The organism is Mesorhizobium sp. RCC_202 (assembly GCF_041355295.1).
Lineage (GTDB): Bacteria > Pseudomonadota > Alphaproteobacteria > Rhizobiales > Rhizobiaceae > Mesorhizobium.
The window spans coordinates 17,712-28,887 of record NZ_JBFUPO010000019.1 but is presented as its reverse complement, the minus strand read 5'-3'; the positions used below and the strand labels follow the sequence as shown (position 1 = coordinate 28,887).

Genomic DNA, 11,176 nt, shown 5'->3' with positions numbered 1-11,176 from the left:
TCAGGGCCTGGCCATGTGCACTATCCATGGATGCCACGGGCACCATCTATTGTTCCGCCGACGCTAGTGCAATGGCGGATGCGGCAATCTCAAGGCAATCGCGGTGGTTCATGCGGAATGCATTGCCGCAGCGGCATCAAAAGAGCAGAAGGCTAGCCTGCGACCGGTGCCCAGATGACGTCGTCGATCCTCGCGGCCCCTGTTGCCAGCATCACCAGCCGGTCGAAACCGAGTGCCGAGCCGCTCGCCTGCGGCATCATCGCCAAGGCGGCGAGGAAATCCTCGTCAAGCGGATAGCGCTCGCCATAGATGCGCTCTTTCTCGTCCATCTCGGCTTCGAAGCGGCGGCGCTGTTCGGCTGCATCGGTGAGCTCGCCAAAGGCGTTGGCGAGCTCGACGCCGCAGCAATAGAGCTCGAAACGCTCGGCGACGTGTGGATCCTCGGCGCTTGGCCGGGCAAGGGCGGCTTCCGAGACGGGATAACCATAAAGGATCGTCGCGCGCCCCTGCCCCAGTTGCGGCTCGATTTTTTCCACCATGACCCGGCTGAACAGGTCGGCCCAATTGTCGTCGGGCGCGGTGCGCAGGCCGGCGCGGACCAGGCCTTCGTGCAAGGCTTCGCGATCGGTGCTGCCGTCGGGCGAAACGGTCGCCAGAAGGTCGATGCCGGCATAGCGGGTGAAAGCCTCCGCGACGCTCAAGCGCTCCGGCTCGGCGAAGGGATCGGCTTCGCGGCCGCGAAAACGGAAGCTTTTGGCGCCAGCCTTTTCCGCGGCGAGGGCCAGGAATTGCGCGCAGTCGGCCATCAGGCGTTCATAGGTCTCGCCGACCCGGTACCATTCGAGCATGGTGAATTCGGGGTGGTGCAGTGGCCCGCGCTCACGGTTGCGGTAGACGGCGCTGAGGCTGAAAATGCGCTTTTCGCCGGCGGCAAGCAGCTTCTTGCAGGCAAATTCCGGCGAGGTGTGGAGATAGAGAGGCTGGCGCGCGGTGTCCGGCCCGATCGCCTCGGTGGCGAAGGCCGCCAGATGCGCTTCGTTGCCCGGCGAAACCTGCAGCGCCGAGGTCGTCACCTCGATGAAATCGCGGTCCGCGAACCAGCCGCGAAGTGCCGCCGCGATGGCGTTGCGCGCCATCAGCCGCGGCCGGCGGTCGGCGTGAACATGCGGCGTCCACCAGGGCGAAACGCCGGTCATGGGCGGGAAAATCGCTTCACAGGCTGGCGGTTCGGCGCAAGATGCGCTACGGCGCAGGCGATGGCCGCCGTCGCCGCTTCGTGGAAATCGACGCTTGCAGGCCGAAAAACTCGATTGGGATTGAACACCGTGGTCAAGGTCATCGCCAGCTCCTTACGCAAAGGCAACGTCGTCGATAAGGACGGCAAGCTCTATGTCATCCTCTTTGCCGAAAACATCCACCCTGGCAAGGGCACGCCGGTGACCCAGCTCGACATGCGCCGCATCGGCGACGGCGTGAAGGTGTCGGAACGCTACCGCACGACCGAAATGGTCGAGCGCGCCTATGTCGAGGAGCGCGAGCACACCTTCCTCTATTCCGACGGCGAAGGCTTTCACTTCATGAACCCGGAAAGCTACGACCAGGTCGTGGCCTCGGAAGCCGTGGTCGGCGACTTCGCACCCTATCTCTTGGAGGGCATGGCGGTGCAGCTGGCACAGTTCAACGGCGTGCCGATCTCGCTGGTGCTGCCGCAGCGCGCCACTTTCGAAGTGGTCGAGACCGAGCCGGTCACCAAGGGCCAGACGGCTTCGTCATCCTACAAGCCGGCGATCCTTTCCAACGGCGTGCGCACGACGGTGCCGCCGCACATTTCCACCGGCACGCGCGTGGTGGTGATGACGGCCGACGGTTCTTACGTCGAGCGCGCCAAGGACTGACCTCGGCGCCCCGCCGCGTTTACGTTAATGGAAGCTTGATGCTGCGCGTGATGTGCCTGTCCGCTACTATGGCGGCAGGTGAATTTTCCCTGGGATCGCAGATGAGCAACCCGAACCGCATGGCGTGGGTGGACACGGCCAAAGGCCTGTCCATCATCCTGGTGGTGATGATGTACTCGGCCTACAACACCGGCGAGTACACCGGCGGTGTCGGCTTCATGCACTATGTCATCGGTTTTGCGACGCCGTTTCGCATGCCCGAATTCTTCCTGATCTCGGGTCTGTTCCTGTCGCTGGTGATCGACCGGCCGTGGCGTCGCTATCTCGACCGCCGCGTCGTCCACTACCTCTATTTCTACGTGCTGTGGGCGATCATCTCGATCGGGTTGAAGATCGGCATCTTCAGCCGTGATCCCAACGGCATGCTGCACGACCTCGCCATGGCCGTCATCCAGCCCTATGGCGTGCTGTGGTTCATCTACATGCTGGCGGTATTCGGCCTCGCCGCGCGGCTGTTGCGCGAGCTTCGCGTGCCGCATTGGGTGGTGATCCCGATCGCCGCCGCGCTGCAGATGTGGGCGCCGCAGTCCGCCAGCTACGCGCTCACCCAGTTCGCTGCCTATTTCGTGTTCTTCTATCTCGGCTTTGTCCTGGCGCCGCTGATATTCCGGCTGGTCGCCTGGACGCAGGAGCGTCCGCCGATCGCCGTTGCCGGCCTGCTCGCCTGGGCCGTCGTCAACGGCCTGCTCGTCTATTCGCCCGGCTACGTGGTCGAGCCGGTCGACACCAAAATGGGTCTCGCGGCATGGCCGCCGCTGCATCTGACGTTGGCCGTCGCCGGCGCGGTGGCGCTCTGCGTGGCCGGCGGCTTCCTGTCGAAATTCGCTTCGATGGAGTGGCTGCGCTGGCTCGGCGAACATTCGCTGGTCGTCTATGTCGCCTTCACCATCCCGATGTCGCTGTTCAGGGCCGCGGCACTCTCCAGCGGCCTGCTCACCGACACCGGCTGGCTGAGCCTGGCGGTGCTGCTCGTCTCGGTGATCAGCCCGGTGATCCTCTACGCGATGGTCAAATGGAGCGGCTTCGGCAATTTCCTGTTCGAACGCCCGGCCTGGGCGCATATCGACGGCCCGAAGGCCGGACAGCGCTCCAACGAGGGCGTTACCCGCCCAGTGCGCGAGGCGGTCTGATCTCGGCCGCCCTGCCCGCTTCAAGCTAAACCAGCCGATTATTTGCCGGCGCCATGCTCCGGACGGCGCACGGCCTTGATCTTGCCGCTGCTGCCGCCGCCGCAGAAGAAGCAGCCGCCGCCATCGGATTCCAGTCCCGACACACCGGATGGCATCTTCACCTCCTGCAGGGTGTCACCCGTCTCGGGGTCGATGCGCAGCAGATCGCCTTCCTCGCCTTCCCAGGTGGCATGCCAGAGCTCGCCGTCGACCCAGGTAACGCCGGTGACGACGCGTTTGGACTCGATGCTGCGGATCACCTTGCCCGTCTCGGGATCGATCTGATGGATCTTGTGCGCCCGGTATTCGCCGACCCAGAGAGAACCCTCGGCCCAGGCCATGCCTGAATCACCGCCATTGCCAGGCGCCGGAATGGTGGCAACGACCTTGCCGATCTTGGGATCGATCTTATGGATGCGATCTTCGGCGATCTGGTAGAGATACTCGCCGTCGAAAGCGGTTCCGGCGTGCGAAGCGACGTCGATCGAGCGCAGGATCGCACCGCTTTCAGGATCGAGCGCGTTCAGTCTGTCGTCGCTCGCGAACCAGACATTCTCGCCGTCATAGGTGACGCCGTTGACGCGCTCGATGCCGGGAAACGGTCCGTATTCGCGCAGGATTTCGGCAGTCGCTCGCTTCATTGTTTCTCTCCATCGATCTGAACAAGGGCACCGGATTCTTGGTTCGGGCCGTTTTCGGAGACATGCTTAGTCGCTCGGCAGCGGACCCGGGAGTAACAAGACAGTCGGGAATCCGGTCACCGGCGGCATCATCCAGCGGCGCGCCCGGCCACGGCCAACGGCCTGCACCTTGCTTCCTGTCGACAGATCCTCCAGCGCTCGCTGCACGGTGCGGGCGCTGGCGCCGAGCGCGATCGCCAGCGCCGAGCTCGACCAGGATTCGCCGTCGGCGAGGAAGGCGAGCACCGCGCCATGGTCCTCCTCGACCGCCGGCGCCAGCACGACGACCTCGGTGGGGCCGAGCGGCGTAAGCGCAAAGCCGGCGGCCGTGGCGTTGATTTCGGCCAGTGCGGTGAGTTCGGCGCGCAGCCGCCCCATCTCGACCCTGAGCCGCGCGCGATGCGATTCGTCGGCATGCATGGCTCGGAAGGCACGCTTCAGCAATATCTCGCGAGACGCATCGCCCGGCCAGGCTTCGGCCAGCGTGCGCGCCAGCGCAAACAGCACCGGACGCGTGGCCAGCGAGACAACCGCATCGGCCCGCCGGACAGCGTTGCGGCAAGCATCGACGACCAGCGCGCCGGAGGCCAGCAGCGTCTCGACCTCGTCGAGCATGAGCGGTTTCTCCGACCCTTGCGCGATCAGCCGACCAACCGGGGTGTTCAACACCAGGGATGCGGTTTCGACCTCGGCCTTCAGCGCCGGAATGTTGGCTTGGTAAGCGGCGAGCGAGGCGCGGCCGAAGGCCGAGCGCGCCGCTTTAGTCCTGAGGCGCCGAACCGCGATGCCGGCGGCGGCGAGTTCATGCGCGACACGCGCGACCGGCGGCAGCGGCCCCGGATCGAAACCGGCGAGCAGCCGCTCGGCCTCGTCGAGGCGGCCAATCAGGATGAGCCGGCGCGCCTCGAGGCTGCCGGCATAGGCGGCATTGACCGGGTCGCCATGCGTGGCAAGCGTCGCGCGCGCCGACCGCAGCGCTTTGTCCGGCCAGCCGAGGTCGCGCGAGACAAGAGCGATCTCGGCCTCGGCGACGACGCAGCGCGCCCGCGCCACCGCCTCCTTCGAACTGAAAGCGCGGGCAGCGCTTTTCAGCAATGCCTTTGCCTTGGCGAAGTCGCCGAGCTGCGCCATCGCGATGCCGCGCAGCGCCAACGCCGGCGCATCATCGCGTAGCGCTACGCGCTTCAGGGCGCCGAGCGGATCGCCCGCTGCCAGCGCGCGGCCGGCGGCGTTGATCAGCGAGTCCATGCCGTCGCCTCAAACCCCGCCGCTGCAAATCGCGTCACACTTGTAACTCTCACCATCGCCGGATGCGGCCCTATGTCTGTCCTCGTCACCCCCCAACCAAACCCAAGAACGGGACAAGAGCAATGACCCAACACATGAAGACACCGCCGGTCGTTTCGCAGGAAGCGTGGGAAGGCGCGTATGAGGAGATGCTGGTGAAGGAAAAGACCCTGACCCGCGCCCGCGACGCTTTGGCCGCCGAACGGCGCCGCATGCCGTGGATGGAAGTCAAGACGGATTATGTGTTCGAAGGCCCGAACGGCAAGACCAGCCTGCTCGACATGTTCGAGGGCCGCCGCCAGCTGATCATCTACCGCGCCTTCTTCGAACCGGGCGTCTATGGCTGGCCGGAACATGCCTGCCGCGGCTGCTCGCTCGGCGCCGACCAGGTCGGCAACCTGGCCCATCTCAACGCCCGCGACACCACGCTTGCCTATGCCTCGCGCGCGCCGCAGGCCGACATCGCGCGGGTGAAGGAGCGCATGGACTGGAAGATGCCGTGGTACACCATCACCGACAGCTGGGATAAGGATTTCGGCGTCGACGAATGGCACGGCCACAACGTCTTCATCCGCGACGGCAACCGCATCTTCCGCACCTATTTCGTCAACAACCGCGGCGACGAGGCGTTCGGCACTGTCTGGAGCTACCTCGACATCACGCCGCTCGGCCGCCAGGAGGTCTGGGAGGATTCGCCCGAGGGCTACCCGCAGACCCAGACTTACAAATGGTGGAACTGGCACGACAATTACGATGAGGGTGCTGCCCCCGACCAGAGGTGGGTCGAAGTGTCGGATGCCGGCGAAGCGGCGTTCCGCAACAAGGACGCCTGAGCGGGAAGCGACTTTGGCGGCGCGAAACCAAGCGCCGCCAAAGCCGAGTTTCTTCTACGCGGCAATTTCCGAAAGGTCGAAAAGATGAGCATCGACAGCCCCGCCCCTCGCCCAAGCGGCTTCGGCCTTGCCGACTGGCTCTGCCTCGCGGCCGCGCCGACTTTTGCCGGCATGGCGCTGTTGACGGCCGCCTATGACAGCGGCGACATGACATGCATGTCCGGCGGCTCGATGCTCGGCGGCATGGTGCCGATGTATCTTTTGATGGCGGCGTTTCATCTGGCGCCGTGGCTGAGGCTGGTCGGCAGCCGGAGTTAGCCGGCGGCGGATCGGCTCCAGGTGCTTGACCGACCCGTTTCAGCGGACCTGACTCTTTTTCGATGTCCCGATCGTCTTGGTTACAGACACTGGACATCGGAGCAGACAGATGAGTTTGAAAAACAAAACAGCGGTCGTCACCGGCGGAAGCCGCGGTCTTGGCCTGGGATTGGTTGAAGCACTCGTGGCGGAGGGCGCCGACGTCACGGTCGTCGCGCGCGGCGCGGAGGCGCTTGAAGCCGTCAAGGCTCGGCTGGGCGTTGCGACCATCTCGGCGGATGTTACCGATCGCGCAGTCGCCAATCGCATCCTGGCTGACATCAAGCCGGATATCCTGGCGCTCAACGCCGGCGTAACCCCACGGATGGGACGATTGGACAAATTGAGCTGGGAGGACTTTTCCGTGTCGTGGGAGACGGACGTGAAAGCCGGCTTGTTCTGGCTGCAGACTGCACTCAATCTCCCATTGAAGCCAGGAAGCAGGGTTCTGGTGGGATCGAGCGGGGCGGCCGTGACCGGCTCGCAAATGTCGGGCGGCTATGGCGGGTCCAAGCGGATGCTGTGGTTCATGGCGAAATACGCGAACGGCGTTTCGCAGGAGTTGAAGCTAGGCATCCGCTTTCAGGCAATCCTGCCGAGGCAGATGATTTTAGGAACAGGGACCGGCGATGCGGCCGCAGGCGCCTATGCAGGCTCGATGGGAATCACGCCGGAGCAGTTCGTCACCCGGTTCGGCAAGCCGATGCCGCCACGGGAGTTTGGCGACCGGGTGGTTTCGGTTTTGAACGATCCGCGATACGTCGACGGCGTCGTATTCGGGCTTAGTGGGGATGACGGCGTGACGGTCATGGAAGAGGCGGCCGCTTGACCGGTACCGAGCACTCTCATGAAGCCGATCGGCGGGCTGAGCTTCTCGCATTGGCCGGAGAGTTGCGACCCGAACTCCACCGCTATTGTTCCCGTCTCATGGGATCGGTGATCGAGGGCGAAGACATCGTGCAAGACACGCTTGCCAAGGCTGTCGTCGCTTTCGACGGGCTGACCGAAACGGTCTCGCTTCGCGCCTGGCTTTTTCGAATTGCCCATAACCGGGCATTGGATGTGCTGCGCGGCAGGGCCATCCGTCTGGCGGAGCCTTTGGAGGCAGCTGATAGCGTGGTCGACAAGGCAACCCGCGATCCGTTGGAGGAGTTGATGCGCCAGGAAGCGATAGAGACAGCCGTGTCGCGCTTTACGGAGCTTCAGCTGGTTCAGCGCAGCGTCATTATCCTGAAAGACGTTCTGGACGAACCGCTCACCGAAATCGCCTCGCTGCTGGATCTGTCCGTTGACTCGGTAAAAGCGCATCTCGCGCGCGGACGCGCCCGTCTGCGCGAAATCAATGAGAAAGCGTCTCGGCGTGCTGAAGTGAGATCGCCGTCCGCCGCAGTGACACGGTATGTCACCCTTTTCAACAACAGGGACTGGGACGGGCTGCGCGCGATGCTGGCGGATGATGTCAAACTGAAGCAATCGAGCCATCCCGATCGGCTCGGCTCAGCGGATGTCGGAATGTTCTTCAGTATTTATTCCAAGTCGGACGGCGTGTGGCTTGCACCCGCCTGGCTGGAAGGACGGGAAGTCCTGGCTGTCTACGAGCGCCGCCTCGACACAAAACCGAGTTATTTCATGTGGCTGGAGTGGCGTGACGACGAAATTACCTTCATCCGCGATTACAAATATGTGCGCTACGTCATGGCGGATGCCGAGATAACACTCATCTGACGTGTCGAGCCTGCGTGTCCAGCCGGGCGCGAAAGCTGCGTTTTCTTAAGCAAAGGCAGTTTTCCGGCGCCGGCTTGCCCCTTTCCGAAATTGCCTGCATCGGTTTTGGAAGCGTTCAGAACGCCCGAACGGAGTTTTTATTCCGAAAACCCAACGCTCACGCCGCGCTGCCGGAAATAAGCCTGCATCAGCTTGCGGCCCGAGCGGTTGTTCTGCACCAGTTTGGTGGGATCGAACACCGCCTGTTTTGTCCCCTCACGGGCCAGCGCCGCCTTAAGCGCCGCAATATGTGTGTCGATCTCGGCATTGTCCGCCCGCAGCGACGCATAGATATTTTCGATCGCCTCGGCCACGGTCAGTTCGCTCACAGGTATCGTCCTTTGGTTGATTGGGCGGCGGCTTAGCACAGATTCGCGGCTCCGCCGATACCGATGAGGCGCGCTGTGGACAGCGCCCTCGATGCGCCTTGCGTCCGAACCAGCCACCCGGCCACGATCAGCCCGTGAGGCGGCCGCGAAACAAGGCGGCGCCGTCGGCAAGGCGCGACCTCGATATATCGCGCAATCCAGCCTCGGTCATCCACGCCCGATACTGACCTTCGGTGTAGGATTCGCCGTGGCGATAGAGGTTCAGGAAGGTGAGATTGAGAAAGACACCTTCGGGCGGGCCGAGGCGGTCGTCGTCGACGACGCCCCACCCGGCAATTGCGATCTCGCCGCCGGGGTTGAGGCAACGCGCCGCGTTCAGGATCGCACTGCGCGCCTGTTCAGGCGGAAGCACCTGGACGACGGCCTTCAGGATCGCCAGATCGTGCCGGCCGGTCGATGGCGCGACGGTGATGTCGCCTTCTTCGACAACCACGTCGCCGGCGCCGTATTCGGACAGGATGGCTGGCGCGACGGCCGCGACCGTTGGAAGTTCCATCAGCGTCGCCGCAATCTGCGGCCGCTGCTCGCGTAGTCCAACGAAAATGGTCCCGGCGCCGCCGCCGATGTCGATCACCGAACGAACTGCCGAAAGGTCGATCTCGCGGGCCAGATGCCGACCGAAAATCACCCCGCCCGGCGCGAGCATGCGGCTGAAGGCGGCCGCGGATTCGGCGTCGGCTTCGGAAAAGTCATGCAGTGCCGCCGGCCGGTTCTGGCGCAGCGAGTCCGCCGTCAAAAGGTCTGCTCCCCAAAGCTCGCGCAACAGCGCATGATCGCCGCCGCGATAGGTCGGTACCGAAGCGTCGAGGAAGGCCGACGCTTCGGCTCCGTTGCGAAACTCACCATCCTTGACCTCCAGGAGACCAATGCTGGCGAGCGCATAGAGGAGCCGCGACAGGCGATCGGGCGCGACTTCAAGCGTGGCCCCGAGGCTTTCGGCAGTCGCCGCGCTTTCCCCGAGCAGGGTGAAGATGCCAAGGTCCAGCCCGGCGCGAAGCGCCAAGGCGGGAGGCACCGCCGCGATCATTCTGTCGATCCGATCGGAATCCATTGTTCACCTCCCTTGCGCGATCCGACTTTGAAGCAGCTCCGATCAGATTAGAACCTCCGTTCTCCGGAAAATGACGACAAATCATTGGCGCTGTGGGGTCGACGCTCAGGCCACGCACAGCTCCGGTCGCCAATCGGCACCGTCCTCATCCGGCACCGCCTCCCTCCCGCATTGCGTTTCCCTACCCTCTCGCCCAATAGTCGAGTCGATGTTCGAAGCGATTGCGAGTCACTGGTCCGTATTGATCCTGATCCTGTCGATGGCCATGGCGGCTGTCGGCATCGTGCACGCCATCATGACCAAGGAAGACGTGCGCGCCGCCACCGGCTGGGTCGGCGTGATGCTTTTGTCGCCCTTTCTCGGCGCCATCATCTACGCCATTGCCGGCATCAACCGCATCCGCCGCGCGACGATCAGCGCCATGCGGCCCGTAACGCCTGAAGCGGCCGCGGCAAGGCATGATCGCGACGTCGCGCTGGAAGCGTTGATCAGCTCCGAATACGGCCAGCGTTTCATCGGCTTGAAGACGCTGGGCGACCGGGTGGCGCGCAGGCCGCTGTCCTCGGGAAACACCATCGCGGTGCTGAAGACCGGCGACGCGGCCTATAGCGCGATGTGCCGGGCGATCGACGGGGCGCGGAAAAGCGTGCTGCTCGAAACCTACATCTTCGACAATGACGCGGCGGGCGCAATCTTCGTCCAGTCGCTCGGCAATGCCGTCAAGCGCGGCGTCGCGGTGCGTGTGCTGATCGACGCCGTCGGCGTGCGCTATTCGGTGCCGAGCATCCTGAGGCAGCTCAGGGAGGCCAATGTCCCGGTCGACCTCTTCAACGGCAACATCGTCATGGGGTTGAGACTTCCCTATGCGAATCTCAGAACCCACAGGAAGATCCTGATCGTCGACGGCACGGTGGCGTTTACGGGAGGCATGAACATCCGCAAGGGATTCTCCGCCGAATTCGCCGGTTCCGACAGTTCGCGCGACACGCATTTCGAGGTCACCGGACCGGTGGTGGCCGATTTGTTCGCGGTCGCCGCCGAGGACTGGCGCTTTGCCGGCAACGAGGCGCTGAAAGGCGATGCCTGGCAGGCCGAAAAGCCCTCGCCGCCGCCCGGGCAGCCGATGCTGGTGCGCGCGGTGGCGAGCGGACCCGATGCTTCCAACGAAACCAACCACAAGCTTCTGATGGGCGCGTTTTCAGTGGCGCGCAAATCGATCCGCATCATGTCGCCCTATTTCCTGCCGGACCGCGAATTCATCAGCGCGCTCACCACGGCGGGACGGCGCGGCGTCGAGATCGACATCGTGGTGCCGGCGGTGAACAACCTCTTCCTCGTCGGTCGTGCGATGACGGCGCAGTTCGACCAGGTGTTGAAGCATTATTGCCGGGTCTGGCGCCACGAAGGCGCATTCGACCATTCGAAACTGATGGCGATCGACGGCGTGTGGGCCTATGTCGGCTCCTCCAACCTCGACTCGCGCTCGCTGAGGCTGAATTTCGAGATCGACATGGAGGTTCTCGATGAAAACTTCGCCGCCGAGATCGACGCCCGCATCGAAGCCGCCATTGCGACAGCCAAGCCGATGACGCTTGAAGCCCTGAGAGCCCGCCCCTTCGTCATTCGTGTCTTCGACGGGTTGCTGTGGCTGGGATCGCCCTATCTTTAAAGCAGAGAGATCGAGCACTAGG

General features: G+C 64.0%; 12 protein-coding genes. 7 read left to right on the top strand and 5 right to left on the bottom strand.

All coding sequences use genetic code 11. The annotated features are described in order from the left end of the window. Window positions 1-152: 152 nt before the first annotated feature. On the bottom strand, window positions 153-1,196 hold the full coding sequence (gene epmA / locus AB6802_RS28955) for an EF-P lysine aminoacylase EpmA (RefSeq protein WP_371013635.1): 1,044 nt from the start codon (window positions 1,194-1,196) through the stop codon (window positions 153-155). 129 nt (window positions 1,197-1,325) lie between these two features. On the opposite strand from epmA, the gene efp reads away from it, so the two are divergent. Continuing rightward, the gene (efp, locus tag AB6802_RS28950; protein ID WP_371013681.1) at window positions 1,326-1,895 is read left to right on the top strand and encodes an elongation factor P; all 570 of its coding nucleotides are present in this window, start codon (window positions 1,326-1,328) and stop codon (window positions 1,893-1,895) included. 101 nt (window positions 1,896-1,996) lie between these two features. After that, a complete protein-coding gene (locus AB6802_RS28945; protein WP_371013634.1) occupies window positions 1,997-3,085 on the top strand; it encodes an acyltransferase family protein in 1,089 nt (362 codons plus the stop codon). Window positions 3,086-3,123: 38 nt separating this feature from the next. On the opposite strand, the gene AB6802_RS28940 is transcribed toward AB6802_RS28945, so the two are convergent. Continuing rightward, complete coding sequence (locus AB6802_RS28940) at window positions 3,124-3,765, bottom strand: DUF5074 domain-containing protein (RefSeq protein WP_371013633.1); 642 nt, start codon at window positions 3,763-3,765, stop codon at window positions 3,124-3,126. A 66-nt stretch (window positions 3,766-3,831) separates the two neighbouring features. Further along, window positions 3,832-5,052 (bottom strand): helix-turn-helix domain-containing protein, encoded by a 1,221-nt coding sequence (locus AB6802_RS28935; RefSeq protein WP_371013632.1) that lies wholly within the window; start codon window positions 5,050-5,052, stop codon window positions 3,832-3,834. 122 nt (window positions 5,053-5,174) lie between these two features. Between AB6802_RS28935 and AB6802_RS28930 the strand changes: the two genes are divergently transcribed. From AB6802_RS28930 to AB6802_RS28915, 4 genes are all read left to right on the top strand, one after another. Continuing rightward, window positions 5,175-5,924, top strand: a complete 750-nt coding sequence (locus AB6802_RS28930; protein ID WP_371013631.1) for a DUF899 domain-containing protein — start codon at window positions 5,175-5,177, stop codon at window positions 5,922-5,924. An 84-nt stretch (window positions 5,925-6,008) separates the two neighbouring features. Next, the gene (locus AB6802_RS28925) at window positions 6,009-6,242 is read left to right on the top strand and encodes a hypothetical protein (protein WP_371013630.1); all 234 of its coding nucleotides are present in this window, start codon (window positions 6,009-6,011) and stop codon (window positions 6,240-6,242) included. Window positions 6,243-6,351: 109 nt separating this feature from the next. Beyond that, a complete protein-coding gene (locus AB6802_RS28920) occupies window positions 6,352-7,110 on the top strand; it encodes an SDR family NAD(P)-dependent oxidoreductase (protein ID WP_371013629.1) in 759 nt (252 codons plus the stop codon). Then, window positions 7,107-8,006 (top strand): sigma-70 family RNA polymerase sigma factor, encoded by a 900-nt coding sequence (locus AB6802_RS28915; protein WP_371013628.1) that lies wholly within the window; start codon window positions 7,107-7,109, stop codon window positions 8,004-8,006. The genes AB6802_RS28920 and AB6802_RS28915 overlap by 4 nt, the downstream gene beginning before the upstream one ends. A gap of 137 nt (window positions 8,007-8,143) precedes the next feature. On the opposite strand, the gene AB6802_RS28910 is transcribed toward AB6802_RS28915, so the two are convergent. Further along, complete coding sequence (locus AB6802_RS28910; RefSeq protein WP_371013627.1) at window positions 8,144-8,374, bottom strand: hypothetical protein; 231 nt, start codon at window positions 8,372-8,374, stop codon at window positions 8,144-8,146. Between the two features lie 127 nt (window positions 8,375-8,501). Continuing rightward, complete coding sequence (locus AB6802_RS28905; protein WP_371013626.1) at window positions 8,502-9,485, bottom strand: methyltransferase; 984 nt, start codon at window positions 9,483-9,485, stop codon at window positions 8,502-8,504. A gap of 208 nt (window positions 9,486-9,693) precedes the next feature. Here AB6802_RS28905 and AB6802_RS28900 point away from each other — a divergent pair, with 208 nt between their 5' ends. Further along, window positions 9,694-11,154, top strand: a complete 1,461-nt coding sequence (locus tag AB6802_RS28900; protein WP_371013625.1) for a phospholipase D-like domain-containing protein — start codon at window positions 9,694-9,696, stop codon at window positions 11,152-11,154. Window positions 11,155-11,176 lie beyond the last annotated feature (22 nt).

Coding starts and splice junctions, on each gene's coding strand:
- AB6802_RS28920 (WP_371013629.1), top strand. CDS start 6,352: ATGAGTTTGAAAAACAAAACAGCGGTCGTCACCGGCGGAAGCCGCGGT.
- AB6802_RS28905 (WP_371013626.1), bottom strand. CDS start 9,485: ATGGATTCCGATCGGATCGACAGAATGATCGCGGCGGTGCCTCCCGCC.
- AB6802_RS28940 (WP_371013633.1), bottom strand. CDS start 3,765: ATGAAGCGAGCGACTGCCGAAATCCTGCGCGAATACGGACCGTTTCCC.
- AB6802_RS28945 (WP_371013634.1), top strand. CDS start 1,997: ATGAGCAACCCGAACCGCATGGCGTGGGTGGACACGGCCAAAGGCCTG.
- AB6802_RS28930 (WP_371013631.1), top strand. CDS start 5,175: ATGACCCAACACATGAAGACACCGCCGGTCGTTTCGCAGGAAGCGTGG.
- AB6802_RS28925 (WP_371013630.1), top strand. CDS start 6,009: ATGAGCATCGACAGCCCCGCCCCTCGCCCAAGCGGCTTCGGCCTTGCC.
- epmA (WP_371013635.1), bottom strand. CDS start 1,196: ATGACCGGCGTTTCGCCCTGGTGGACGCCGCATGTTCACGCCGACCGC.
- AB6802_RS28935 (WP_371013632.1), bottom strand. CDS start 5,052: ATGGACTCGCTGATCAACGCCGCCGGCCGCGCGCTGGCAGCGGGCGAT.
- AB6802_RS28900 (WP_371013625.1), top strand. CDS start 9,694: ATGTTCGAAGCGATTGCGAGTCACTGGTCCGTATTGATCCTGATCCTG.